We start from the raw sequence: 23,826 nt of genomic DNA, 5'->3' as shown, positions 1-23,826 counted from the left end.
CTTTCCCGGTCCGGGAAGGCATAACGCCCTCCCTCAACGTTGGCCAGTTTACGAAGAAACCGGCGCGGGTGATTTCAGTTAACTCTGATTTTGCTGCGGATTGGCCGGGAAAATAGCGCCCAGTACGGTTGCCTGCGACGCGCCGGTCACGGAAGGGAGATTGCCGGGTAAGCCGGCGAGGGTACGCCACGCCAGCCACGCGAAAGCCAGCGCTTCCATATCATCACCGCTTATGCCCGCCTCATCGGTCGTCGACACTTCGGTTCCCGACAACAGCGCCGCCAGACGCGCCATCAGTAGCGGGTTACGCGCACCGCCGCCGCATACCAGTAGACGCTCGCAGCCTCCGCTTAGCAGCACCTGTTCGCTGATGCTGACGGCAGTCAGTTCGGCCAGGGTCGCCTGGACATCCTGGGCACGAAGCCCCGGATAACGCGCCAGATGCTGCGCGAGCCAGCCGTAGTTAAAGTATTCGCGCCCGGTACTCTTCGGCGCCGGCAGGGCAAACCAGGGATCGCTGAGCATATCCTGCAGCAGCGGCAGCACAATTTTCCCCTCGCTGGCCCACTGCGCGTCTTTATCATAGGGTTTGCCGCACTGGCGCCAGACCCACGCGTCCATCAGCATGTTGCCTGGCCCCGTGTCGTATCCACGTACCGGCTGCCCCGGCGCCAGTAAAGAGAGATTGGCAATACCGCCGATATTGAGAATCATGCGGCGCTCTACCGGATGCGCCAGCAGCGCATGATGGAAAGCAGGAACCAGCGGCGCCCCCTGCCCCCCGAGCGCCATATCGCGGCGGCGAAAGTCTCCAACCACGGTTACGCCGGTGCGCGCGGCAAGCTGATTATTGTCGCCTATCTGCATAGTGTGCGGCGCATCACCCGTTGGCTCATGCCAGACCGTTTGCCCATGGCAGCCGATGGCGATGATATCTGCTGCCTGTAGCTTTTCCTGAGCCATTAGCGCCAGAACCGCATCGGCAAACAGCCGCCCCAGCCGCGTATCCAGCCGCCCTAGCTGCGAAAGCGTGAGCGGCTGCCCCTGACAGATAGCCAGAATCTGTTCTTTAATCGCAATGGGGATGGGATACGTCAGGCTGGCCTGCTGGGCGACCAGATCTTCATTAATTGCTGCAAGCACAACATCCACACCATCAAGGCTGGTGCCGGACATGACGCCGATAAAGCGGCCTGATTTCATACGCTTTCCTTCATTCCATGACTCTCGTATATCCCCACACTCCACCATAAACGAGGGGGTAATGCTATGCTGCTATAATACTTTTTAACAATACAAGCAGCGCGATGGTACTTAGCGTAAAGAACTTATGTTTAGTTTAGGTTGAGACGACTCTGATTATTATTTTTTGTATAGTCACGGTATCTGCTATGCCAGCAGACGCTTAAATGCCATATAATTGGCTACAAGGAAGTTCAACAGAACGCTTCTTGTGAACAGGAGATTCATAAATGATTTTACGTGTTTTGGCTGTCTCGATGATTGGTTTTACGCTTGCAGGTTGCGTCAGCAACAGCGGCCTGTCCGGCGATGTTTACTCCGCATCCGAAGCCAAACAGGTCCAAAGTGTGACCTACGGCACCATTGTGCATACCCGCGCGGTTCAGATTCAGGGCGGAGATGAAAGCAATGCTATCGGCGCCATTGGCGGCGCGGTGCTCGGTGGTTTCCTGGGTAACACCATCGGCGGCGGCACGGGTCGCTCTCTGGCAACCGCAGCAGGCGCTGTCGCGGGCGGCGTAGCCGGTCAGGGCGTCCAGGGCGCAATGAACAAAACCCAGGGCGTTGAGCTGGAAATTCGCAAAGATGATGGCAACACCATCATGGTGGTGCAGAAACAAGGCAGCACGCCGTTCTCAGTCGGACAACGCGTGGCTATTGCCGGCAGCGGCAGCCAGGTTACCGTATCCCCGCGCTAAATCTTTTCCCTGCGGCCCTTGCGGGCCGCTCATTTATATAAAATATGTATCATTTATCATTATAAATAAACACTGAAAATATATTTATATTTTTCCGCCTACCCTCCACAACTTGCGCCTGCTCAATATTCTCCCCTCCGCTATCAAGTAATCTGCACCCTATATTACGCAAAACATTTACGACAGAGACGTCGTTTTACCTTTGCCCTTTTATTCAGGGATGTTGACTATGTTTATTAATCTCAAACGCTTGCCTGACAGGCTATTTCTTTACGCTGTCGTATGCGGTTTTTCTATTGCTACGATTAATTTCGTTACCGGCTCATTAATTCATCGTATCTCTACAACTTCATCAATGCTGTTTCCTGTATTGACTATTTCACTGATGGGTTTCCATATTATGATTGCCTGTTTTATGGGCATGAAATATCTGTGCGATAAAAAGCAGCTGTACCTGGCGCCAATAGCCTTCGCTTTTGCCTGTTCGGCCCTGTTGATGCTCGGGACCATAGGCAGCTACCCGGACTGGCTGGTATGTGCCCAGGGTCGCGTCATCAACCAGAATGACGCGCTAATTTTTTATTTTTTCCGCAACGTCATGATGGCCGTTTTATTTATAACTTCGATCGTTTTATATCGGCTTCGCCACCGTACCACTCATTCAGGAAAGATTCACGGTCTGGTACTGCTGGGTTGTTTTATTTTGATCGCCGCAACGCTCATATTGTCGTGGGTTCATTCCAGCAACTCACCATTACTGAGCATTGAATTCATTGATAATCTGACCTATACCTTTACGCCGCTATGGCATAACCGGGTTGGCTGGGTATTAATTGGCACATGGTCATTTACGCTGATTTTACTTATTAGCCTGACCCGGCTACGCAATATATTCTGGTACAGCGGCGCTTTTTTTTGTACCGCCTATATATTTACGCTGCTGGTTCTGCTCTCCACGGTCAACGGTAACGCTCATTCCTGGAACCAGGCGCGGCTCTTTGAAACGCTGAGCACTCTGTTTTTGATTTTAGTTCTGCTTGTGGATGTTTTTATCCTCTACCGGGAGTCAAACGAAAGGTACGTTCGCTCGTACCAGAATTCTATTCGCGATCCCCTGACCCGGCTGTATAACCGCAGCTATTTCTACGACACGCTGAATCAACGATTAACAAAAGTCTCTGCATCACAGCCGCTATCGGTCATTGTCTGCGATCTTGACCGCTTTAAGCGCATCAACGACACGTACGGCCACGTGCAGGGAGATAAGGTCATTCAGTTTGCTGCCAGCGTGCTGCAGAATAACGTGCGCCAGGAGGACATTGCCGCGCGTATCGGCGGGGAAGAGTTTGCCCTGCTGCTGGTCAATATCGGCGCCAACGAAGCGCTGGCCATTGCCGAACGCATCCGCCTGTCCGTCAGTGAACAGCATGAAGGGTTACCGGAAAGAATGACCATCAGTATGGGGGTTTTCACCACTCAGGATGCGCATGTTGCGGCGGAGGAGTGCGTCAAGCGCGCTGATACCGCCATGTACGAAGCGAAAAACACCGGGCGTAATCGCGTAGTCGTCTGGCAGGCGTAAATAAAAAAGAGGCCTTGAGAAGATTCAAGGCCTCGTTAAGGTCAATCTTTTGCCTGGAGATCGAGGATGTTGTGTTCAAGTTTACGAATCAAATTGAGCAGCGTTTCCACCTCTTCTTTAGAAACACCGGCCAGAATCTCATCACGCGTTTTGCCGATAACCTCTTCCATTTCGTTGATCAGGGGTTCGGCTTTTTCGGTAAGCTTGATACGTTTTGCCCGCCGATCGTTTGCACAGGTCTGGCGAGAAATAAGCCCCTTTTCCTCCAGCTGGTCGAGCGTGCGAACCAGCGAAGGCTGCTCAATACCAATGGCTTTCGCCAGCTGAATCTGCGACTGTTCAGGCGGCAGCTGGTGAATGTTATGCAGCGTGACCCAGTGCGTCTGCGTTAACTCCAGAGGTTTCAGGCGATGGTCGATTAGCGCGCGCCAGACGCGTACCAAACGTGCCAGATCAGAACCAAGTGGCGATTCCAATTTCATCTCCTTATAATTAGCTTGCTAAGTTATTATACTGATTTTAGAATAGTGTGCAGCATTTAAATTACCAAAACAAATGAATTACCTGATTCACTAAAATCAGAACAATGATTTACAATGTGAATAATCGCATAACCTGAACATTCATCCTGAAACGGCAAAGGATTTTTGCTTGTGAAACTGAGTCTTAACACTACCGGATTGCCGCTCCAGGACCTGGTGTTCGGCGCTTCGGTCTATTTTCCTCCTGTCTTTAAAGCCGTTCTGCTGGGCTTCTTTATCTGGTTGGTCGTTCATCGTCAGCTGCGGGACTGGATGTACGCAGGTGAAATCTGGCACCCCCTGCTCATGGATCTCTCCTTCTTTGCGCTCTCCGTTTGTCTGGCGCTGGTTTTACTGACTATCTGGTAATGTTCATTACATGAAGAAACTAAAATATTTATCCACGCTGCTGGTCGCCGCGCTGGCCATTATTGCCGCCTGGCTGGTCTGGAATTACTACACGCAGTCCCCGTGGACCCGCGACGGGAAAGTCCGGGCCGAGCAGGTAGGCGTCACGCCGCAGGTGTCCGGGAGCATCCTGCAGCTCAACGTACGCGATAACCAGCTGGTTAAGGCCGGTGAAGTGCTGTTCAGAATTGATGATACGCCTTATAAAATTGCGCTGCTCAACGCCCAGGCCCAGCTCGACAAGGCTCGAGCTGAAGTTGCCCGCGCGCAGGCTGAACAGAAAAAAGCCGCCAGCGATGCCGCTCGCCGACGCCATCTCTCCGAGAATTTCATCTCCGCAGAAGATTTAGAAAACGCTAATACTGCGCTTAATACCGCTAATACTAACCTGGCAGCGGCTAAGGCCGTCGTGGGAGCCGCCCTGGCCACCCTCGATCATGCCCAATGGCAGCTCGCGCAGACCGAAATTAAGGCTCCGGTTGACGGCTGGGTAACGAACCTTTCGACCCGCATTGGCGACTACGCAACCGTAGGCCATCCGCTTTTTGCCCTCGTCGACAGCCACTCCTTTTACGTGATCGGTTATTTTGAAGAAACGAAACTGCGTAATATCCGTCCCGGCGATAGCGCGCAGATCGTCCTCTATAGCAGCAAACAAAAGTTACAGGGTCACGTAGGCAGTATCGGACGCGCTATTGTCGATCAGAGCGTAGAGAGCGGAAGTGGTCTGGTAGCGAATATTAAACCGAATATTCCCTGGGTACGCCTTGCCCAGCGCGTGCCGGTGCGCATTGAGTTTGACCATCTGCCGCCGGATATCACGTTGGTCTCCGGTACCACCTGCACCGTTGCCATTGGCGCGCAGTAATGAAGCTACAGGCCCTGACGTGGCGCTCTCTTCCCTGGATTAAGGCCAGCCGTCCGCAGTGGCGCTATGCCCTGCGTAACGGGATTGCCATGTGCCTGGCGTTGAGCGTCGCCTACTGGCTGAATCTTGACGAACCCTACTGGGCGATGACTTCCGCCGCGGTAGTCAGCTTTCCCACCGTCGGCGGCGTGATCAGCAAAAGCTTTGGCCGTATTGCCGGCAGCCTGCTCGGCGCCTGCGCGGCGCTGCTGCTGGCCGGCCATACGCTCAACGATCCGTGGCTATTTCTTTTTAGTATATCGGCGTGGATAGCTCTCTGTACCTGGGCCTGCGCGATGTTCACCAATAACGTCGCCTATGCATTCCAGCTTGCGGGCTACACCTGCGCGATTATCGCTTTCCCGGTTATCAATATTACCGATGCTAACGAACTGTGGACTATCGCCCAGTCGCGCGTCTGCGAGGTTATCGTCGGTATATTGTGCGGCGGGCTAATGATGATGATTTTACCGAGTACCTCCGACGGCACCACGCTACTGAGCGCGCTAAAAAATATGCATGCCCGCCTGCTGGAACACGCCAGTCTGCTGTGGGTCCCGGAAACAACCGATGCTATCCGCGCCGCGCACGAGAGCGTGATTGGGCAAATCCTGACCATGAATCTGCTGCGCATTCAGGCCTTCTGGAGCCATTATCGCTTTCGCCGGCAAAATCCGCTGCTCAACTACCTGCTACATCAGCAGCTACGAATGACCAGCGTCATTTCGAGCCTGCGGCGGATGCTGCTTAACTGGCCCGCCGCGCCCGCTCGTACTCGCGAGATTCTGGAGTCTTTGCTCAGCGAGTTAGCGCTTTCAAACGCCGATGCTTACAGCGTTGCCCGCATTATCGCGCCGCTTGCGCCGCCCGCCGATGCCGACTACCGACACATCGCCTTCTGGAAGCGCCTGCGCTATTTTTGTCGCCTGTATCTGGAGAGCAGCCGCTGGCTCAAGCGCATCGAAAACGCCACCGCGATCACCGAATTCAACGTACCTTCCGCACCCGCGCTGGCCCGCCATACCGATCAGGCCGAAGCTCTCTGGAACGGAGTTCGCGCTTTTTGCGCGCTGGTGATGGTCGGCGCATGGGGTATAAGCACCCAGTGGCAGGCCTGCGCTGCAGCGCTTACTCTGGCGGCTATCTGCTGCGTGCTCTATTCGGTTTCACCCTCACCGTTTAAATCATTAACGCTTTTAATGCGTACCCTGATCCTGCTTTCGCTCTTTAGCTTTGTCGTGAAATTTGGCCTGATGGTGCAGATAACCGATTTATGGCAGTTTTTGCTATTTCTGTTTCCCCTGCTGACCACCATGCAGTTGCTCAAACAGCAGATGCCAAAGCTCGCCGGACTGTGGGGGCAGTTGATCGTTTTTATGGGCTCATTTATTTCGGTCACCAACCCGCCGGTGTACGACTACGCTTCGTTTCTTAATGATAATCTGGGAAAAATCATTGGGGTAGGACTTGCCTGGCTGGCTTTCGCCATTATCAGTCCAGGTTCAGACGCGCGTAAAAGCCGTCGGCACATCCGTGCGTTACGGCGTCACTTTGTCGACCAGTTGAGTCGTCGTCCGCAGCATAGTGAACATGAATTTGAGTCGCTGGTTTATCATCACATTAGCCAGCTTAGCAACAGTCAGGATGCGCTGGCGCGCCGCTGGCTGCTGCGCTGGGGCGTCGTGTTACTCAATTGTTCCCACGTGGTGTGGCAACTACGCGACTGGGAAACGCGCTCCGACCCGCTCTCGCAGGTGCGCGATCTGTGCATTAGCCTGCTGCGTGACGTGATGAGCGAGCGCGGCGTTCAGCAGCGCCCTCTCGCTTCAACGCTGCAGGAACTGCAGCGCATCTGCGACGCGCTTAATCGCCACCACCAGCCCGCCGCCAGAGAGCTGGCGGCGGTTATCTGGCGACTCTGGTGCGCCCTGTCTCAGCTGGAACAGGCGCCGATCGCAGGAACGTTGACGGAAAGGACTACTTGATGACGCCGCAGGCGAAGCGCTCGCCGCCACCGCCGAGAGGCTGCGGGCTGTCGGACATATTATCGCCCCCCACGTGAATCATCAGCGCCTTGCCTTTCACTTCATCGAGGGTTTTTAAACGTGGCGCGACCACCGGCTGGGTGGCTTTTCCGTCGTTATTAACCACCAGGAACGGCAGATCGCCGAGATGACCGGCGCCGTCAGGACCTTCATGCTTTCCGGTGTTTTGCGGATCGTAATGTCCGCCGGCTGCGCCAGCGGCGACGGCTTTACCTTCTTTGATGGCCGGCTGGCAGCTACCGTTGGCGTGAATATGGAAGCCGTGCTCGCCGGGAGGCAGCGCTTTCAGGTCCGGAGTAAACTCGAGACCTTTCGCGGTTTCACTAATTTTCACGCTACCGATGGCCTGACCAACGCTCTGGCTGGTCACAAGATTGATATCGACGCTTTCGCTGGCCGCCTGCGCGCCCGCACAGGCGGCCAGGGTAAGTATGGCGAGAATACATCGTTGCATAACACCTCCTCAATGGCTCTATCACTATTCAGTGTAGGCCATTGCTGAGGTGTCGGTGTTTACGGAACGTCGTAGCCTAAGGCCGCTTTGCGAATGCGGAACCACTGCTGACGGCTCATATTTAGCTTTTCAGCGACAACCGCCGAGCGCACGCGCTCAATTTTTCCTGAACCGATAATTGGCAGCGGCTGCGACGGCAGACGCAGGATCCAGGCGTACACCACCTGCTCAATGCTTTCCGCATTGAGCTCCTGAGCGACGCGGGCCAGCTCATCGCGCAGCGGCTGGAAGCTTTCGTCGTTAAACAAACGACCGCCGCCGAGGCAGGACCAGGCCATCGGTCGGATACGCAGCTGCTGAAGCTGATCGAGCGTACCGTCAAGCAGCAGCGGCTGGTGAACCGGGGAAATTTCCACCTGATTAGTCGCCAGGGTAAACGGCAGGCGCGACTGCAGCAGGGTAAACTGGGCGGGGGTAAAGTTCGACACGCCGAAGTGGCGAACCTTGCCGCTATGATGTAAAGCCAGGAAGGCCTCAGCCACTTCGTCAGCATCCATCAGCGGGTCCGGGCGATGAATCAGCAGCAGGTCCAGATGGTCGGTCGCCAGATTACGCAGCGACTGCTCCGCGCTCAGCACAATATGGTCGCGGTCGGTAATATAGTGGCCGATGGTATTTTCTGCCCGCGCTTTCGTGGCAATTCCGCATTTGGTGACGATCTCCATCCGGTTGCGCAGATGGGGCGCCAGCTTTAGCGCTTCGCCAAACGCCGCCTCACAGCGATAGTCGCCGTAAATGTCGGCATGATCGATGGTGGTGATGCCTAGCTCCAGGTGTTGCTCCACAAAGCCCACCAGCGCCTGAGCGGACATCTTCCAGTCCATCAGACGCCAGTAGCCCATCACGAAACGAGAGAATTCCGGCCCCTGGGGAGCCATAGCAATACGCTGAACCATAACAGCTTCCTCAATAAAAAAGTGTCCTGAGTATACGCAATTTTTTGCTTAAAACAGTGAGGGTTGCTGCGGTTCTTCCGCACTATCCTGCTTAGCTGCGCGTAATTTACGCAGCAGCCGCTGGCGACACAGACGCAGAACATCCTGCTTTTGCGCATCGCTCATTTTCTGCCAGTTGAAACGCTCATCGCGGCTACGCATGCACCCCCGGCAGTAGCCGCGTTCATCAGACTGACAAATCCCCCGGCAGGGACTCTGTACCGGGAAGAACTCCAGTTGTTCAGCCACTTCGCCTCTCCAGCCGCTCATCTCTGTCTTTATTGAAGACGTTTCATCCGCCGTACGCAAATTTTGTTCGTCGCCCTCTGCGCCAGGCAGCATTTTTAATTATGGCTTGCATTAGACCAATCGGTCTATTACAGTGAGCGCCATGAACAAACACAGTGAATGCAATACCCGCGAACATATCCTGGCCACCGGCGAGCAGCTTTGTATGCATCGGGGTTTTACCGGTATGGGGCTGAGTGAACTGCTAAAAACAGCGGAAGTGCCGAAAGGTTCTTTCTATCACTATTTTCGCTCTAAAGAAGCCTTTGGCGTAGCGCTGCTCGACCATCACTACGCCGGATATCTTCAGCGCCTGGTTGAGCATTTTGCCCACGGCGAGGGAAACTATCGCGACCGCCTTTTGGCCTATTATCAGCATGCGCTGACCCAGTTTTGCCAGCAGGGCATCATTAGCGGCTGCCTGACGGTGAAGCTGTCGGCAGAGGTCTGCGATCTGTCGGAAGATATGCGCACCGCGATGGATAAAGGGGCCAGTCAGATCATTACCCTGCTGGCCGATGCGCTGGAGCAAGGCCGTCAGGAAGGTAGCCTCACGTTTGACGGTGACGCATTAACGCTCTCGCAGGTGCTTTACTCTCTGTGGCTGGGGGCGAATCTGCAGGCCAAGATTACGCACAGCGCAACGCCGCTGGAAAGCGCCCTGGCCCACGCTAAAAAAATTATTGCTGCGCCTGCCCTATAACAGGCGTTTTTATTTAACCCGTTTCAAGACGACCGGTCTACTCAGGAGTCATTATGTCAGAATCAAAGTTGTTTACCCCGTTGAAAGTAGGTGCGGTAACCGTGCCGAATCGCGTGTTTATGGCTCCGCTAACGCGTCTGCGCAGTATTGAGCCGGGGGATATTCCCACCCCGCTGATGGGCGAATACTACCGCCAGCGCGCCAGCTCCGGCCTGATTATTTCCGAAGCGACCCAGATTTCCGCTCAGGCTAAAGGCTACGCGGGTGCGCCAGGGCTGCACAGTCCGGAACAGATTGCCGCATGGAAAAAGATCACCGCCGGCGTCCACGCTGAAAACGGGCGTATTGCCGTCCAGCTGTGGCATACCGGGCGTATTTCGCACAGCAGCATCCAGCCCGGCGGCGCCGCCCCGGTTGCGCCATCGGCCATCAGCGCGGGCACCCGGACTTCGCTGCGCGACGAAAACGGCCATGCCATTCGCGTTGACACCTCAATGCCGCGCGCGCTCGAAACCCACGAGATCCCAGGGATCGTTGATGATTTCCGTCAGGCGGTAGGTAACGCCCGCGATGCCGGATTCGATCTTGTCGAACTGCACTCCGCCCACGGTTACCTGCTGCACCAGTTCCTTTCCCCTTCTGCCAACCATCGTACTGACCAGTACGGCGGCAGCGTGGAAAATCGCGCTCGCCTGGTGCTGGAAGTGGTTGATGCGGTGAGTGAAGAGTGGAGCGCCGACCGTATCGGTATTCGCGTCTCGCCCATCGGCAGTTTCCAGAACGTCGATAATGGCCCGAATGAAGAAGCCGATGCGCTCTATCTGATCGAAGAGCTGGCGAAACGCGGTATTGCCTACCTGCACATGTCCGAACCGGACTGGGCTGGCGGCCAACCGTACAGCGATGAGTTCCGCCAGAAAGTGCGCGACCGTTTCCCGGGCGCTATTATCGGCGCGGGCGCCTACACGGTTGAAAAGGCCAACGATCTGATCGGTAAAGGGCTGATCGATGCCGTGGCCTTTGGTCGCGACTACATTGCTAACCCGGACCTGGTGGCGCGCCTGCAGAAAAAAGCCGCTCTGAACCCACAGCGTCCGGAAAGCTTCTACGGCGGCGGCGCGGAAGGTTATACCGATTACCCTACCCTGTAATCCCTCCATTGATAGCGGCGGGTTATCGCCGCTATACTCAACGCTCTGATGTATCAAAATAAACTGCATAGGGGACATTATGCGCTTACTTCACACCATGCTGCGCGTTGGCGACCTGCAACGTTCTATTGAGTTTTACACCAATGTGCTGGGCATGAAACTGCTGCGCACCAGCGAAAACACTGAATATAAATACTCGCTGGCATTCGTGGGTTACGGCGAAGAAAGCGATACCGCCGTGATTGAGCTGACCTACAATTGGGGCGTGGATAAGTACGATCTCGGTAACGCGTATGGTCATATTGCGCTGAGCGTTGAAAACGCGGCGGAAGCCTGCGAACGTATTCGTCAGAACGGCGGCAATGTGACCCGTGAAGCCGGCCCGGTTAAAGGCGGTACGACGGTCATCGCCTTCGTCGAAGATCCGGATGGTTATAAAATCGAGCTGATTGAAGAGAAAGACGCCGGAAAAGGCCTCGGCAACTAATCTGCTGCGGGCGCCCGCGGTGCCCGCTGTTTTATCCCCTTCCTGCTGCAAGCCGCGGCAAAATTTGCCATAATGCGCGCTACTTTTTTCCAGCTAAGAGAATCTGATGTCCGAGAACGCTCAACTGAATGGTCTGTGCGACCGTTTTCGCGGTTTTTATCCAGTGGTAATTGATGTTGAGACCGCCGGATTTAATGCCAAAACCGACGCCCTGCTGGAGATCGCCGCTATTACGCTGAAAATGGACGAAGAAGGCTGGCTCATGCCGGACGAAACGCTGCATTTTCATGTTGAACCTTTTGAGGGCGCTAACCTGCAGCCCGAAGCTCTGGCTTTTAACGGTATTAACCCCAACGATCCCGAGCGCGGCGCGGTGAGCGAATACGATGCGCTGCACGCGATTTTTAAAATGATCCGCAAGGGCATGAAAGAGAGCGACTGCAGCCGCGCTATTATGGTCGCGCATAACGCCACCTTCGACCATAGCTTTACCATGGCGGCGGCAGAACGTGCGGGGCTGAAACGTAATCCATTCCATCCGTTCGTCACCTTCGATACCGCGGCCCTGAGCGGTCTTGCGCTTGGCCAAACGGTATTGTCGAAAGCCTGTATCGCCGCCGGAATGGCATTTGACGGGACTCAGGCCCACTCTGCGCTTTACGATACCGAACAAACGGCGCAGCTATTCTGCGAAATCGTCAACCGCTGGAAGCGTCTTGGCGGCTGGCCCTTACCTGTGGCCGAAGAATAAATGAAAAAAAAGCGACTTCACGGGAAGTCGCTTTTTTATTTAAAGCAAAATTACTCTGCTTTCGGCTCGTCAGTTTTGGACTTAGCGGCCGTTTCTTTGATCAGCTGCTGCAGTTCGCCGCGCTGATACATTTCAATCACGATGTCACAGCCGCCGACCAGCTCACCGTCTACCCACAGCTGCGGGAAGGTTGGCCAGTTAGCGTATTTAGGCAGCTCCGCGCGGATGTCCGGGTTTTGCAGGATATCGACGTAGGCAAAACGTTCGCCACAGGCAGAGAGCGCCTGAACGGCCTGAGCGGAGAAACCGCAGCTTGGCAGCTTCGGAGACCCTTTCATATACAGCAGGATCGGGTTTTCAGCGATTTGACGTTGGATTTTTTCTAAAGTCGTGCTCATTGTCGTGCTTCCTTAAACTTCTCTACGGCAGTAATTTGTCATTGTAGCGCCCTGAACGCAGGACCGATAATAACATTTTTTTCACTTGCTACATTTTATCTTCTGTAGGCAAAAGTTGCCTCAAAAATATCATTTTATTGCTATACGCAGCAACGCATTGCGCGTTTTTCATGCGGCGAGCCCGCCGGGAGACGCATTTTTTTGCAAATGTTAACCAAACGAGACTTTAGATACAAAAGAGTATTAACTTTCCACGATTTTATGCTTTAGAATCGATGCGTTTTGTCATTCATCGTCAGGCATAGGTATATGTCTGTAATTTAATCAGGGGATTGCTCAGTGGCGCGTCTTAACAAAATCGCGATTTCGCTCTGTGCATTACTTTTCACATCTATTTCACTTACGCCGCTGGCGCATGCTTCCGGGCATACGCACGCTTCGGCCACGCCCAAAGCGCATCCGGCTAAAGGCACTACCGCAGAGCGTAAGAAAAAAGCAGCCAGTTCCAAAAGCAAAACCACCGCCAAAACCTCCAGCAAAAAAACACCGACCGCCAGCCGCAGCAAAACAACCGCTTCACGCCAGACCGCCAGCGCCACCAAAAAATGCGTCCTGCGCAAGGGCTACAAAAAGCTGTGCGCCAGCTCGACAAGGTCGATTGCGGAAAGCAAGCTGGCCGCGGCGAGCCTGCAGAAAAAGTGCGTGGCGCGTAAAGGCTATAAAACCCGCTGCAAACCCATTGCCGACGAGCCGCAGCTGACTATCGCCGATGCGCATAAAGCGCGGGTACAAAAAGCGCAAAGCACCGCGATGTCAAAGTTGATGGATCAGATTGGCAAACCTTATCGCTGGGGCGGGACCTCTCCGCGCACCGGATTTGATTGCAGTGGTCTGGTCTATTACGCCTATAAAGACCTGGTTAAAATTCATATTCCGCGCACTGCCAATGAGATGTATCACCTGCGCGACGCTCGTCCAGTGGATCGCGGCGAGCTGCAAAGCGGGGATCTCGTCTTCTTCCGCACCCGCGGGCGCGGGACGGCAGATCACGTCGGGGTATACGTCGGCAACGGCAAGTTTATCCAGTCTCCGCGCACCGGTCGCGATATACAGATTACCTCTTTAAGCGACGATTACTGGGTACGCCACTACGTCGGCGCGCGTCGCGTTATGACGCCGAAAACCATTCGCTAAATGTGCCTTGTCGCTGCGGCGACAGGGTAACTCTCTCTTTTGCCACATCTTTTAATTTGCTACTATTACCTTGCGCAATACAGGGTTATTGCGCGCACCAGACCCAGAATAATTGCAGCAGCATCACAGAACGCCCTGCCGTTTTGAACCGCGCTTGCGCAGGCCTCAAAGGGGCGAGGCATAAGCCGAGTCTTGCGGCAGCTCAGCGCATCCCGGGAGCGAACAACAGTACATGACCGGGGTAAGTGCAGGCAGTTAATACAGATGCCGCTGGGATTATGAAGGGTATAACGATAAAAAGGAGAGTAGCAATGTCGTTCGAATTACCTGCATTACCATATGCAAAAGACGCCCTGGCGCCGCACATTTCAGCGGAAACCCTGGAATACCACTACGGTAAGCACCACCAGGCCTATGTGACTAACCTTAACAACCTGATCAAAGGCACCGCGTTTGAAGGCAAAACCCTGGAAGAGATCGTGCGTTCTTCCGATGGCGGCGTCTTCAACAACGCCGCGCAGGTCTGGAACCACACCTTCTACTGGAACTGCCTGGCACCAAACGCCGGTGGCGAACCGGAAGGCGAACTGGCGGCGGCTATCGCTAAATCCTTCGGCAGCTTCGCGGATTTCAAGGCCAAATTCACCGACGCGGCGGCAAAAAATTTCGGCGCAGGCTGGACCTGGCTGGTGAAAAATGCCGACGGTAGCCTGGCCATCGTCTCTACCAGCAACGCCGGTACGCCGCTGACCAGCGACGCTACCCCGCTGCTGACCGTGGATGTCTGGGAACATGCGTATTACATCGACTACCGTAACGCCCGTCCGAACTATCTGGAACACTTCTGGGCGCTGGTAAACTGGAAGTTTGTTGCCGCTAATCTGGCAGCATAAAAGCCAACCGCAGAAGCATTGCTGCTTCTGCGGTTATTATTTCACTTCACGTGAACTTAATGGTTAGCAAACGCCTCTTCCGGTTGCGCCCGCCCGCTGAACAGCACCAGCAGTAGCGCTACGCCCGCGATAATCGCTCCCATCACCGGTACGAACGCATATCCCAGGCCGCCGGATATAACCGCGCCGCCCGCCGCCGCGCCCAGCGCGTTACCAAGATTGAAGGCCCCGATATTAACCGATGAAGACAGCCCCGGCGCCTCATGAGCGACGCGCATCACGCGCATCTGCAAAGGCGGTACCACCGCAAACGTCGCCGCCCCCCAGACAACCATACTTATCGCCGCTCCCACCTGCGACTGAGCCAGCAGCGGGATCGCCAGCATAATGACCATCAGCAGCAGAAGAAAGCCCTTCAGCGTTGCGGTAACGGAACGGTCGGCAAACTTACCGCCGAGATAGTTACCCAGCGAGAAACCGACGCCAATCAGCACCAGCATGGCGGTCACAAACAGCGGTGAAGCGTGGGTGATGGTATGCAGAACCGGGGAGATATAGGTATAAAGCGTGAACATCGCCCCGGCGCCCAACACGGTGGTCAATAGCGCCGACAGCACCTGCGGACGCATCAGCACCGCAAGTTCCTGCTTCACGTCCGGACGTTCGCCGGCGCTGCCCTTCGGTAGCGACAGCCACAGGCCGATCATCGCTACAACGCCCAGCCCCGCCGTTGCCAGAAACGACATTCGCCAGCCGATAGTTTCGCCCAGCCAGGTTGCCGCAGGAACGCCGCCGATATTGGCGATCGTCAGCCCCATAAACATCGTTGCTACCGCGCTGGCCTGCTTATGTTTAGGCACCACGCTCGCCGCCACCACCGAGCCGAGACCGAAGAAGGCGCCGTGGTTGAGGCTGGTAATAATGCGCGACAGCAGCAGCGTAGTGTAATCCGGGGCAATTGAAGAGAGCACATTACCGAGGGTAAAAATGGCCATCAGAAAGATTAGCGCATTTCTGCGCGCGCGGTGGGAGAGCAGCAGGGTCATTAACGGCGCACCGACCATCACGCCGATGGCATAAGCGCTAATGAGCATTCCCGCCGCCGGAATGGACACATCCACGCCTTTAGCAATAACCGGTAATAGTCCCATCGGGGAGAACTCGGTCGTGCCGATACCAAAGGCGCCGATCGCCAGTGCGAGCAGGGGAAAGTTGATTTTCATGCAGGAACTCCATCAGGCCGCCTTCAGCGACGGCATCTTATTCAGAAGTCAAAAGCATGACATCAATCACAGAAAAACAAAAGTAAACGAAATGGCAAAAGATTTTTGCGAAATTGATAATAATAGGCGGGGGGGTAAAGGGAGAGCGGCCCCTCCCTCTCAGTAAAGAATTAGTGCAGTACTGCAGTCAAACCTGCGGCAACAATCAAACCCAGAACAATAATCGTTGTCGTCAGCGAAAACTTTAAATTTGTATCCATCAATTTTTCCCCCTGATTATCCCCACATGAAAAGTGAGCTTGCTCATTTTTACACAGAATAGCGTAAAAATCTTCCGAGATTTAGAGTGATGCACATTTTTGCTCTTCCCCTTTGCCCCAAGATCGGACAAAATCCCACGCTAATTTGAAAGCGTATCGGCCATTGACCCCTTCCTGTCGTTCTGTGTCGTTTTCCCGACGTGATGCCATGATCCATTTTGGCGCCAGGGTGTGTACAGGCAATCGTTTACGTACCGATAAACAGACGATCAGGTCAAGGTCTGGAGTGAGAAGTAATGGCAACTATTAAAGATGTAGCGAAACGCGCAAACGTTTCCACTACAACAGTATCACATGTAATTAACAAAACCCGATTCGTAGCGGAAGAGACGCGCAATGCGGTATGGGCGGCCATTAAGGAGCTGCATTACTCCCCCAGCGCCGTTGCTCGCAGCCTGAAGGTCAATCACACCAAGTCTATTGGTCTGCTGGCGACCAGCAGCGAAGCGGCTTATTTCGCCGAGATTATCGAAGCAGTCGAGAAAAACTGCTTCCAGAAGGGCTATACCCTTATCCTCGGCAACGCCTGGAACGACCCGGAGAAACAGCGCGCCTATCTGTCAATGATGGCGCAGAAGCGCGTTGATGGCCTGCTGGTGATGTGCTCCGAGTATCCGGAATCAGTTTTAAGCATGCTGGAAGAGTATCGCCACATCCCGATGGTGGTCATGGACTGGGGCGAGGCAAAAGCCGACTTTACTGATTCGGTCGTCGATAACGCCTTCGAAGGCGGCTATATTGCCGGACGCTACCTGGTTGAACGCGGCCACCGCGATATCGGCGTGATCCCAGGCCCACTGGAGCGTAACACCGGTGCGGGCCGGCTGGCAGGCTTTATGAAAGCCATGGAAGAAGCGCAGATCGGCGTTCCGGAAAACTGGATTGTCCAGGGCGATTTTGAACCGGAGTCCGGCTATCGCGCCATGCAGCAAATTCTCAACCAGCATCCTCGCCCGACGGCTATTTTCTGCGGCGGCGATATTATGGCCATGGGCGCCATCTGCGCGGCGGATGAAATGGGGCTGCGCGTGCCGCAGGATATTTCGCTGATCGGTTATGATAACGTGCGCAACGCCCGCTACTTCAGCCCGGCGCTGACCACCATCCATCAGCCTAAAGACTCTCTGGGCGAAGCGGCCTTTAATATGCTGCTGGATCGCATCGTCAATAAGCGCGAAGTCTCGCAGTCGATTGAAGTCCATCCGCGTCTGGTCGAGCGCCGCTCTGTGGCCGACGGCCCGTTTGTCGATTACCGCCGTTAACCTTTCCTGCGGCGTCGGTTATTCCGGCGCCCGCAGCCACTCCCGATTCAGCGTTTCGCTATCGCCAAGATAATCCAGCAGCCATAACAGGGCCGGAGAGGCATCGCTTTGCTGCCACGTCAGACAGCAGGCAGCATCCGGGAATGGGTTCTCCAGCTCCAGCGCCGTCCATTCACCGCTATCGAGCCACGGCTTTGCTAAATGCCCGGGCACCATCCCGACGCACAGCCCCGCGGAGAGACAGGTTTCAGAGGCATCCCAGTCCGGCACAACCACCCTCTTCTGGTTATCGAGCAGCCAGGTGGTCCGCTTCGGCAGCGAGCGTGAAGTATCCTCTCTGACCAGCGATGGCCAGTTGCGCAGGACGTCATCGCTTAAAGGTCCCGTCATTTTGGCCAGCGGATGGTGGCTTGCGACGACGCAGTCCCAGCTCAGCATTCCCATATCACGAAAGGCGTAGCGGCCCCCGACCGGAATTGAGCGCGTTGCGCCGATCGCCAGCTCCACGCGACCGTCGGCCAGCGCATCCCAGACGCCGTTGAACACCTCCTGAAAAACAATCAGCTCAACGTCATCAAAGTGACGATAGAAATCAACGATCATCTGCCGCATACGCGTTGGCTTAACGATATTATCCACCGCGATAGAGAGCTGTCCGCGCCAGCCGTTGGCTATCTGCTGACACTGCTGGCGGGTGATCTGCATTTTTTTGATAACAGATCGCCCTTCCTGCAAAAACCAAACGCCGGCAGGGGTTAGCTCGACATCCCGATGGCGGCGTTCAAATAGCGGCACCGCCAGCCACTCTTCCAGCTGACGCACGGTATAGCTGACGGCCGAAGGGACGCGGTGCAATTCCTGCGCAGCGGCGCTAAAGCTGCCGTTGCGGGCGACAGCATCGACAACTTCAAGCGAGTATTCAGACCACATTTTCTGCCTGCAAAATTTTTGAATTCACCTGACAAATATTAGCGTTTCACAAGCCTGAATGCACTCCCTACACTCTGCGCCATCGTACCTGCATCACTAAAAAGAGAATGATATGCAACAACCTGGGAAAGGATTTTTAGTCTGGCTGGCCGGACTCAGCGTTCTGGGCTTTCTGGCCACCGATATGTACCTGCCGGCTTTTGCGGCCATGCAGCAAGATCTGCATACCTCAGCGGCGTCGATCAGCGCCAGCCTGAGTCTGTTTCTCGCGGGCTTTGCGCTGGGCCAGCTTTTCTGGGGGCCCATCTCCGATCGTTACGGCCGTAAACCGGTGCTGTTGAGCGGACTGGCCATCTTTGCCATCGGCTGTCTGGGCATGCTTTGGGTCCGCGATGCTACGCTGATGCTGGCGCTGCGTTTTATCCAGGCTCTGGGGGTTTGCGCCGCCGCGGTGACCTGGCAGGCTATGGTGACCGATTATTATCCTGCTCAAAAAACCAACCGCATTTTCGCCGCCATTATGCCCCTGGTGGGATTATCGCCTGCGCTGGCGCCGCTGCTCGGCAGCTGGTTACTGGTTCATTTTGAATGGCAGGCTATTTTTGCCGTTCTGTTCGCCATTACCCTGCTGTTAATGCTGCCAGCCCTGCGCCTGAAGGCGGCGAAAAAAAGGATCGTCAGCGCCCAGCAGAAGCTTACGTTCCTCGCCCTGCTGCGTTCGCGGGAATATAGCGGCAACGTGCTGATCTATGCCGCCTGTTCCGCCAGCTTCTTTGCCTGGCTGACGGGGTCGCCGTTTATCCTTCACGAGATGGGCTACGGCCCGACCGTTATCGGCCTGAGCTATGTTCCGCAAACCATCGCGTTTCTGGTAGGTGGCTACGGCTGCCGGGCGGCGCTGCAAAAATGGCAGGGCCAGCAAATTCTGCCGTGGCTGCTGGCGATCTTCGCCGTCAGCGTGGCCGCCACCTGGCTGGTTGGCCTGCGGGAAAATGCAACCCTGGTGGGATTAATGATTCCGTTCTGCGCCATGGCAGTGGTGAATGGCGGTATCTATCCTATCGTCGTCGCCCAGGCATTGAAGCCCTTCCCTGAGGCGACAGGCCGCGCCGCGGCGTTGCAAAACACCCTGCAGCTTGGCCTCTGTTTTTTGACCAGCCTGCTGGTCTCCACGCTGATCGCCACTCCGCTGCTAACGACCACCAGCGTGATGCTGGTCTCCATCGTGCTGGCCGGAATCGGCTACCGCATGCAGCATAAGGCCGCGCATCTGGAAACAGAATCGTCACATGCTTAAGGTATTCTGCTGATAGTTGCCAGATCCAGTAGTTAGCTTGCTAAGATATTTTTGTTGAAAGCCTGTTTTTAGCGGCCTATACTGGATCCGGCATCACATAAATAGAAAGATTAGTTGATTTTTAACGGGAGCAGGATGCATCCCGTTTTACCATGGAAGGCCTTTCGGCAAGGGTTATCTCCCTTCCTCTGTTCTACGTCGGATAGCAGCCTTACGGATTATCCGTGAGATTTCTCACAAAGCCAAAAAAGCGTCTACGCTGTTTTAAGGTTCTGATCACTTGGGCGTGATGGAGAAGCTATGAGTTCATCGTGTATAGAAGAAGTAAGTGTACCAAATGATGACTGGTACCGAATCGCAGCTGAATTATTAAGCCGTGCGGGCATTGAAATTAATGGTCCTGCGCCCTCCGATTTGCGGATTAAAAACCCTCATTTTTTTAAACGCGTTTTGCAGGAAGGGTCGCTGGGTTTAGGCGAGAGCTATATGGACGGCTGGTGGGATTGCGAGCGGCTGGATATATTTTTCCATAAAGTATTACGCGCCGGTCTGGAAAATCAGCTTCCCCATCATTTCAAAGATACCCTGCGTATCGCCACTGCACGCTTATTCAATCTGCAAAGTAAAAAACGGTCCTGGATTGTCGGGAAAGAGCATTACGATTTAGGCAACGATCTGTTCAGCCGCATGCTCGATCCCTATATGCAGTATTCCTGCGCTTACTGGAAGGATGCGCATAATCTGGAAGACGCACAGCAGGCAAAATTAGATCTCATCTGCCGTAAACTTCAGCTTGAGCCGGGGATGCGGGTGCTGGATATCGGCTGCGGCTGGGGTGGACTGGCCTACTATATGGCCAAAAATTACCAGGTCAGCGTTGTCGGCGTCACGATTTCAGCTGAGCAGCAAAAAATGGCCCAGCAGCGCTGCGCAGGTCTTGACGTTACTATCCTGCTGCAGGATTACCGCGACCTGCAAGAGAGCTTTGACCGTATCGTCTCAGTCGGCATGTTTGAACATGTCGGGCCGAAAAATTACGCCACCTACTTCGACGTGGTCGACCGGAATTTGAAACCCGAAGGCCGCTTCCTGCTGCATACTATCGGCTCGAAAAAAACCGACCATAACGTCGACCCGTGGATCGATAAATATATCTTCCCTAACGGCTGTTTGCCCTCAGTACGCCAGATTGCCGAAGCCAGCGAGCCGCATTTTGTTATGGAAGACTGGCATAATTTCGGTGCCGACTACGACACCACGCTAATGGCCTGGTATGAGCGCTTTCTGAATAGCTGGCCGGAAATTGCCGACAATTATTCGGAGCGCTTCAAACGCATGTTTAGCTATTACCTGAATGCCTGCGCCGGCGCTTTCCGCGCGCGCGATATTCAGCTCTGGCAGGTGGTTTTTTCTCGCGGTGCCGAACACGGCCTGCGCGTAGCCCGCTAAAAATTCCCCCGCTTCGGCGGGGGAATTTATTATTCGGCCGCGTTTTTCAGGGCCACTGCTGCTTCTTTTGCCGCCAGAACGCGCTCAACGGTATCGATAACGGCCTGAGTCTGCGGATCGATCTCAATATTTACCCGGTCCCCCAGCTTTTTCACGCCAAGGGTGGTGCGCTGCAGCGTTTCCGGGATCAAATGCACGCAAAACCGGGTGGGCGTCACTTCCCCTACCGTGAGGCTAATACCATCGACGCCGATATAGCCTTTATAAAGGATATATTTCATCAGCGTCGGGTCCTGAACCTTAAACCAGATTTGGCGATTATTTTCCGACGTCAGAATTTTAACCACTTCCGCGGTGGTCATAATATGGCCTGACATCAGGTGGCCGCCAATTTCATCGCTGAATTTTGCCGCTCGTTCGACGTTAACGCTGTCGCCCTCGCGCAGCGCGCCCAGATTGGTGATGCGCAAGGTCTCTTTCATCAGGTCAAAACTCACTCGCGCGCCATCAATATCGGTGACGGTTAAACAGCAGCCGTTATGAGCTACCGAAGCCCCGGTTTCGAGCCCCGCAAGCATATGCTCAGGCAGCTCCACGACGTGGGTGCGAAAGTTGGGTTTTTCATCAATGGCCACCACTCTGGCGGTCCCCTGCACAATACCGGTAAACATATTTTGCTCCTGTATGAATTCGTAACGGTATCAAGACCGTTTTAGGCTATGACACGAACAATAACAGGTGGCAAAACAGGTTGCCAGCGCACAACGTGTTGTGCGATTTTTTCACTGGCTAAATGGCTAATCCTCGCTACAATAGTCTGGCAAATCCCTCTGCTTTTTCTTCTTGCTGCCCCTGATGGCGGCTTTTTTAGTCCTCCAATAACAACAATATAAAGGTGTTTACGTGCAGAAGTATTTTATTGAAGCGCGTCAGTTATTAGCACTGGCTATACCCGTTATACTCGCCCAGGTCGCCCAAACCGCCATGGGCTTCGTCGATACCGTGATGGCGGGCGGCTATAGCGCCACCGATATGGCGGCCGTCGCCATCGGTACCTCCATCTGGCTGCCGGCAATCCTCTTCGGCCACGGTCTGCTGCTGGCCCTGACGCCCGTTATTGCTCAACTGAATGGTTCCGGCCGTCGCGACCGCATCGCCCACCAGGTACGCCAGGGGTTCTGGCTGGCGGGCTTCGTCTCGATCCTGGTCATGGTGGTACTGTGGAACGCCGGCTACATCATCAGCTCCATGCATAACATCGACCCGGCGATGGCGGAGAAGGCGGTCGGCTACCTGCGGGCGCTGCTGTGGGGGGCGCCAGGCTATCTGTTATTCCAGGTGGCGCGTAACCAGTGTGAAGGCCTGGCGAAAACCAAGCCGGGCATGGTAATGGGATTTATCGGTCTGCTGGTCAATATTCCGGTGAACTACATCTTTATCTACGGTCACTTTGGCATGCCTGAGCTCGGCGGGATCGGCTGCGGCGTGGCGACGGCTTCGGTGTACTGGGTGATGTTTTTCTGCATGCTCTCCTGGGTTCGCCGCGCGCGTTCGATGCGCGATATTCATAACGCTGAGCGCTTCAGCAAACCGGATTTCGCCGTTATCCAGCGTCTGGTGCAGCTGGGCCTGCCGATTGCGCTGGCGCTGTTTTTCGAAGTGACCCTGTTTGCCGTCGTCGCGCTGCTGGTCTCACCGCTGGGCATTGTCGACGTGGCCGGGCACCAGATTGCCCTAAACTTCAGCTCGCTGATGTTCGTATTACCGCTCTCCCTGGCGGCGGCGGTAACCATTCGCGTCGGTTTCCGTCTCGGGCAAGGCTCGACGCTGGAGGCGCAAACGTCGGCCAGAACCGGCGTCGGGGTTGGAGTGTGTTTGGCCGTGATTACGGCGGTTTTCACCATTCTGATGCGTGAGCAAATCGCCCTGTTGTATAACGATAATCCTGAGGTTGTCGCGCTGGCGTCCCAGCTGATGCTGCTCGCGGCGATCTACCAGATCTCTGACTCCATACAGGTGATCGGCAGCGGCATCCTGCGCGGTTATAAAGATACGCGTTCCATCTTCTTTATTACCTTTACCGCCTACTGGGTTCTGGGGCTGCCGAGCGGCTATCTGCTGGCTCTGACCGATATCGTGGTGCCGCGCATGGGTCCTGCTGGCTTCTGGTGCGGATTTATCATTGGCCTCACCTCCGCTGCCGTAATGATGATGCTGCGCATGCGTTTCCTGCAGCGTCAGCCTTCCAGCGTCATATTGCAGCGCGCCGCGCGCTAATCTCTGGCGGCAATTTATCGATACCTGACGGCGCTGATTCAGCGCCGTTTTCGTCTCTTGATGAGCAAATCCTCTTTCGCATCAGTAAAATATAACCAATATGGATAAAACTTCTGCGATCGCGAGAAATCTGGAAGAAAAGTGACGTTTGCCTCTTGCCACAACCCCTCCCTGCCGCTAATATGCGTCCCCGTTGCCACTGCAACAATGCGTTCATAGCTCAGTTGGTTAGAGCACCACCTTGACATGGTGGGGGTCGTTGGTTCGAGTCCAATTGAACGCACCATAATGCGTTTATAGCTCAGTTGGTTAGAGCACCACCTTGACATGGTGGGGGTCGTTGGTTCGAGT

At 54.9% G+C, this 23,826-nt stretch carries 25 protein-coding genes and 1 tRNA gene; 16 read left to right on the top strand and 10 right to left on the bottom strand.

Annotated features, from left to right (window positions below; all coding sequences use genetic code 11):
• Nucleotides 1-78: 78 nt before the first annotated feature.
• Nucleotides 79-1,203, bottom strand: coding sequence for an anhydro-N-acetylmuramic acid kinase (gene anmK / locus ABLV75_RS03020; protein WP_023321118.1), 1,125 nt, complete (start codon nt 1,201-1,203; stop codon nt 79-81).
• Between the two features lie 269 nt (nt 1,204-1,472).
• On the opposite strand from anmK, the gene slyB reads away from it, so the two are divergent.
• Together slyB and ABLV75_RS03010 are read left to right on the top strand one after the other, a co-directional pair.
• Nucleotides 1,473-1,940: an outer membrane lipoprotein SlyB gene (gene slyB, locus ABLV75_RS03015; RefSeq protein ID WP_004102663.1), complete on the top strand. Its 468-nt coding sequence runs from the start codon at nt 1,473-1,475 to the stop codon at nt 1,938-1,940.
• A 229-nt stretch (nt 1,941-2,169) separates the two neighbouring features.
• Nucleotides 2,170-3,522: a GGDEF domain-containing protein gene (locus tag ABLV75_RS03010; protein WP_023321119.1), complete on the top strand. Its 1,353-nt coding sequence runs from the start codon at nt 2,170-2,172 to the stop codon at nt 3,520-3,522.
• A gap of 41 nt (nt 3,523-3,563) precedes the next feature.
• Here the strand turns inward: ABLV75_RS03010 and slyA are convergent, their stop codons facing one another.
• Nucleotides 3,564-4,004 (bottom strand): transcriptional regulator SlyA, encoded by a 441-nt coding sequence (gene slyA, locus ABLV75_RS03005; RefSeq protein ID WP_016810099.1) that lies wholly within the window; start codon nt 4,002-4,004, stop codon nt 3,564-3,566.
• Nucleotides 4,005-4,175: 171 nt separating this feature from the next.
• Between slyA and ABLV75_RS03000 the strand changes: the two genes are divergently transcribed.
• The 3 genes from ABLV75_RS03000 to ABLV75_RS02990 are packed head-to-tail and all read left to right on the top strand — an operon-like array spanning nt 4,176 to nt 7,343.
• Complete coding sequence (locus ABLV75_RS03000; RefSeq protein ID WP_004102668.1) at nt 4,176-4,412, top strand: DUF1656 domain-containing protein; 237 nt, start codon at nt 4,176-4,178, stop codon at nt 4,410-4,412.
• Nucleotides 4,413-4,422: 10 nt separating this feature from the next.
• Nucleotides 4,423-5,319, top strand: coding sequence for an HlyD family secretion protein (locus tag ABLV75_RS02995; protein ID WP_004113442.1), 897 nt, complete (start codon nt 4,423-4,425; stop codon nt 5,317-5,319).
• Complete coding sequence (locus ABLV75_RS02990; RefSeq protein ID WP_004102672.1) at nt 5,319-7,343, top strand: FUSC family protein; 2,025 nt, start codon at nt 5,319-5,321, stop codon at nt 7,341-7,343. The genes ABLV75_RS02995 and ABLV75_RS02990 overlap by 1 nt, the downstream gene beginning before the upstream one ends.
• Here the strand turns inward: ABLV75_RS02990 and sodC are convergent.
• The 3 genes from sodC to ABLV75_RS02975 are packed head-to-tail and all read right to left on the bottom strand — an operon-like array spanning nt 7,336 to nt 9,122.
• A complete protein-coding gene (gene sodC, locus ABLV75_RS02985) occupies nt 7,336-7,857 on the bottom strand; it encodes a superoxide dismutase [Cu-Zn] SodC (RefSeq protein WP_004102674.1) in 522 nt (173 codons plus the stop codon). The genes ABLV75_RS02990 and sodC overlap by 8 nt on opposite strands.
• 59 nt (nt 7,858-7,916) lie before the next feature.
• Nucleotides 7,917-8,813 carry an aldo/keto reductase family oxidoreductase gene (locus tag ABLV75_RS02980; protein WP_024274270.1) on the bottom strand — a complete coding sequence of 299 codons (897 nt, stop codon included), beginning with the start codon at nt 8,811-8,813 and terminating at the stop codon, nt 7,917-7,919.
• 48 nt (nt 8,814-8,861) lie between these two features.
• Nucleotides 8,862-9,122: a DUF1289 domain-containing protein gene (locus tag ABLV75_RS02975; RefSeq protein WP_153675721.1), complete on the bottom strand. Its 261-nt coding sequence runs from the start codon at nt 9,120-9,122 to the stop codon at nt 8,862-8,864.
• A 121-nt stretch (nt 9,123-9,243) separates the two neighbouring features.
• Between ABLV75_RS02975 and ABLV75_RS02970 the strand changes: the two genes are divergently transcribed.
• From ABLV75_RS02970 to rnt, 4 genes are all read left to right on the top strand, one after another.
• Nucleotides 9,244-9,843 carry a TetR/AcrR family transcriptional regulator gene (locus ABLV75_RS02970; RefSeq protein ID WP_024274271.1) on the top strand — a complete coding sequence of 200 codons (600 nt, stop codon included), beginning with the start codon at nt 9,244-9,246 and terminating at the stop codon, nt 9,841-9,843.
• A gap of 53 nt (nt 9,844-9,896) precedes the next feature.
• Nucleotides 9,897-10,994: an alkene reductase gene (locus ABLV75_RS02965; RefSeq protein ID WP_047719778.1), complete on the top strand. Its 1,098-nt coding sequence runs from the start codon at nt 9,897-9,899 to the stop codon at nt 10,992-10,994.
• 79 nt (nt 10,995-11,073) lie between these two features.
• The gene (gloA, locus tag ABLV75_RS02960; protein ID WP_004102689.1) at nt 11,074-11,481 is read left to right on the top strand and encodes a lactoylglutathione lyase; all 408 of its coding nucleotides are present in this window, start codon (nt 11,074-11,076) and stop codon (nt 11,479-11,481) included.
• A 106-nt stretch (nt 11,482-11,587) separates the two neighbouring features.
• Nucleotides 11,588-12,232 carry a ribonuclease T gene (gene rnt / locus ABLV75_RS02955; RefSeq protein WP_004102691.1) on the top strand — a complete coding sequence of 215 codons (645 nt, stop codon included), beginning with the start codon at nt 11,588-11,590 and terminating at the stop codon, nt 12,230-12,232.
• 50 nt (nt 12,233-12,282) lie between these two features.
• Here the strand turns inward: rnt and grxD are convergent, their stop codons facing one another.
• On the bottom strand, nt 12,283-12,630 hold the full coding sequence (gene grxD, locus ABLV75_RS02950; RefSeq protein ID WP_032728362.1) for a monothiol glutaredoxin 4: 348 nt from the start codon (nt 12,628-12,630) through the stop codon (nt 12,283-12,285).
• Between the two features lie 339 nt (nt 12,631-12,969).
• Here grxD and ABLV75_RS02945 point away from each other — a divergent pair, with 339 nt between their 5' ends.
• Both ABLV75_RS02945 and sodB read left to right on the top strand, forming a co-directional pair.
• Nucleotides 12,970-13,824 (top strand): C40 family peptidase, encoded by an 855-nt coding sequence (locus ABLV75_RS02945; protein WP_004102694.1) that lies wholly within the window; start codon nt 12,970-12,972, stop codon nt 13,822-13,824.
• Between the two features lie 311 nt (nt 13,825-14,135).
• On the top strand, nt 14,136-14,717 hold the full coding sequence (gene sodB / locus ABLV75_RS02940; RefSeq protein ID WP_004102696.1) for a superoxide dismutase [Fe]: 582 nt from the start codon (nt 14,136-14,138) through the stop codon (nt 14,715-14,717).
• A 56-nt stretch (nt 14,718-14,773) separates the two neighbouring features.
• Here sodB and ABLV75_RS02935 read toward each other — a convergent pair whose 3' ends face one another.
• Both ABLV75_RS02935 and ABLV75_RS02930 read right to left on the bottom strand, forming a co-directional pair.
• A complete protein-coding gene (locus ABLV75_RS02935; protein ID WP_016810093.1) occupies nt 14,774-15,940 on the bottom strand; it encodes an MFS transporter in 1,167 nt (388 codons plus the stop codon).
• A gap of 170 nt (nt 15,941-16,110) precedes the next feature.
• A complete protein-coding gene (locus ABLV75_RS02930; RefSeq protein WP_049082851.1) occupies nt 16,111-16,200 on the bottom strand; it encodes a YnhF family membrane protein in 90 nt (29 codons plus the stop codon).
• 296 nt (nt 16,201-16,496) lie between these two features.
• On the opposite strand from ABLV75_RS02930, the gene purR reads away from it, so the two are divergent.
• The gene (purR, locus tag ABLV75_RS02925) at nt 16,497-17,522 is read left to right on the top strand and encodes an HTH-type transcriptional repressor PurR (protein ID WP_004102700.1); all 1,026 of its coding nucleotides are present in this window, start codon (nt 16,497-16,499) and stop codon (nt 17,520-17,522) included.
• A gap of 18 nt (nt 17,523-17,540) precedes the next feature.
• Here the strand turns inward: purR and punR are convergent, their stop codons facing one another.
• A complete protein-coding gene (punR, locus tag ABLV75_RS02920; protein ID WP_004102702.1) occupies nt 17,541-18,452 on the bottom strand; it encodes a DNA-binding transcriptional activator PunR in 912 nt (303 codons plus the stop codon).
• A gap of 112 nt (nt 18,453-18,564) precedes the next feature.
• Here punR and punC point away from each other — a divergent pair, with 112 nt between their 5' ends.
• Nucleotides 18,565-19,749 carry a purine nucleoside transporter PunC gene (gene punC, locus ABLV75_RS02915; RefSeq protein WP_004102704.1) on the top strand — a complete coding sequence of 395 codons (1,185 nt, stop codon included), beginning with the start codon at nt 18,565-18,567 and terminating at the stop codon, nt 19,747-19,749.
• A gap of 300 nt (nt 19,750-20,049) precedes the next feature.
• On the top strand, nt 20,050-21,198 hold the full coding sequence (gene cfa / locus ABLV75_RS02910) for a cyclopropane fatty acyl phospholipid synthase (RefSeq protein ID WP_004102706.1): 1,149 nt from the start codon (nt 20,050-20,052) through the stop codon (nt 21,196-21,198).
• A gap of 29 nt (nt 21,199-21,227) precedes the next feature.
• Here the strand turns inward: cfa and ABLV75_RS02905 are convergent, their stop codons facing one another.
• On the bottom strand, nt 21,228-21,869 hold the full coding sequence (locus tag ABLV75_RS02905; RefSeq protein WP_004102708.1) for a riboflavin synthase: 642 nt from the start codon (nt 21,867-21,869) through the stop codon (nt 21,228-21,230).
• Between the two features lie 232 nt (nt 21,870-22,101).
• On the opposite strand from ABLV75_RS02905, the gene mdtK reads away from it, so the two are divergent.
• Nucleotides 22,102-23,475: an MdtK family multidrug efflux MATE transporter gene (gene mdtK / locus ABLV75_RS02900; RefSeq protein ID WP_004113454.1), complete on the top strand. Its 1,374-nt coding sequence runs from the start codon at nt 22,102-22,104 to the stop codon at nt 23,473-23,475.
• A gap of 209 nt (nt 23,476-23,684) precedes the next feature.
• Nucleotides 23,685-23,761, top strand: a tRNA-Val gene (locus tag ABLV75_RS02895).
• The last annotated feature ends 65 nt before the right edge of the window (nt 23,762-23,826 follow it).

The organism is Klebsiella sp. CN_Kp066 (assembly GCF_040065135.1).
GTDB lineage: Bacteria > Pseudomonadota > Gammaproteobacteria > Enterobacterales > Enterobacteriaceae > Klebsiella > Klebsiella oxytoca.
This window is presented reverse-complemented; position numbering and strand designations above follow the sequence as displayed.

What these genes read in the sequence shown, in the direction of transcription:
- punR (WP_004102702.1), bottom strand. Translation starts at nt 18,452, where the DNA reads ATGTGGTCTGAATACTCGCTTGAAGTTGTCGATGCTGTCGCCCGCAAC.
- punC (WP_004102704.1), top strand. Translation starts at nt 18,565, where the DNA reads ATGCAACAACCTGGGAAAGGATTTTTAGTCTGGCTGGCCGGACTCAGC.
- slyA (WP_016810099.1), bottom strand. Translation starts at nt 4,004, where the DNA reads ATGAAATTGGAATCGCCACTTGGTTCTGATCTGGCACGTTTGGTACGC.
- sodC (WP_004102674.1), bottom strand. Translation starts at nt 7,857, where the DNA reads ATGCAACGATGTATTCTCGCCATACTTACCCTGGCCGCCTGTGCGGGC.
- cfa (WP_004102706.1), top strand. Translation starts at nt 20,050, where the DNA reads ATGAGTTCATCGTGTATAGAAGAAGTAAGTGTACCAAATGATGACTGG.
- anmK (WP_023321118.1), bottom strand. Translation starts at nt 1,203, where the DNA reads ATGAAATCAGGCCGCTTTATCGGCGTCATGTCCGGCACCAGCCTTGAT.
- ABLV75_RS02970 (WP_024274271.1), top strand. Translation starts at nt 9,244, where the DNA reads ATGAACAAACACAGTGAATGCAATACCCGCGAACATATCCTGGCCACC.
- ABLV75_RS02905 (WP_004102708.1), bottom strand. Translation starts at nt 21,869, where the DNA reads ATGTTTACCGGTATTGTGCAGGGGACCGCCAGAGTGGTGGCCATTGAT.
- grxD (WP_032728362.1), bottom strand. Translation starts at nt 12,630, where the DNA reads ATGAGCACGACTTTAGAAAAAATCCAACGTCAAATCGCTGAAAACCCG.
- purR (WP_004102700.1), top strand. Translation starts at nt 16,497, where the DNA reads ATGGCAACTATTAAAGATGTAGCGAAACGCGCAAACGTTTCCACTACA.
- ABLV75_RS02975 (WP_153675721.1), bottom strand. Translation starts at nt 9,122, where the DNA reads ATGAGCGGCTGGAGAGGCGAAGTGGCTGAACAACTGGAGTTCTTCCCG.
- ABLV75_RS02930 (WP_049082851.1), bottom strand. Translation starts at nt 16,200, where the DNA reads ATGGATACAAATTTAAAGTTTTCGCTGACGACAACGATTATTGTTCTG.
- ABLV75_RS02965 (WP_047719778.1), top strand. Translation starts at nt 9,897, where the DNA reads ATGTCAGAATCAAAGTTGTTTACCCCGTTGAAAGTAGGTGCGGTAACC.
- slyB (WP_004102663.1), top strand. Translation starts at nt 1,473, where the DNA reads ATGATTTTACGTGTTTTGGCTGTCTCGATGATTGGTTTTACGCTTGCA.
- gloA (WP_004102689.1), top strand. Translation starts at nt 11,074, where the DNA reads ATGCGCTTACTTCACACCATGCTGCGCGTTGGCGACCTGCAACGTTCT.
- rnt (WP_004102691.1), top strand. Translation starts at nt 11,588, where the DNA reads ATGTCCGAGAACGCTCAACTGAATGGTCTGTGCGACCGTTTTCGCGGT.
- ABLV75_RS03010 (WP_023321119.1), top strand. Translation starts at nt 2,170, where the DNA reads ATGTTTATTAATCTCAAACGCTTGCCTGACAGGCTATTTCTTTACGCT.
- ABLV75_RS02935 (WP_016810093.1), bottom strand. Translation starts at nt 15,940, where the DNA reads ATGAAAATCAACTTTCCCCTGCTCGCACTGGCGATCGGCGCCTTTGGT.
- sodB (WP_004102696.1), top strand. Translation starts at nt 14,136, where the DNA reads ATGTCGTTCGAATTACCTGCATTACCATATGCAAAAGACGCCCTGGCG.
- ABLV75_RS02980 (WP_024274270.1), bottom strand. Translation starts at nt 8,813, where the DNA reads ATGGTTCAGCGTATTGCTATGGCTCCCCAGGGGCCGGAATTCTCTCGT.
- ABLV75_RS02990 (WP_004102672.1), top strand. Translation starts at nt 5,319, where the DNA reads ATGAAGCTACAGGCCCTGACGTGGCGCTCTCTTCCCTGGATTAAGGCC.
- ABLV75_RS02995 (WP_004113442.1), top strand. Translation starts at nt 4,423, where the DNA reads ATGAAGAAACTAAAATATTTATCCACGCTGCTGGTCGCCGCGCTGGCC.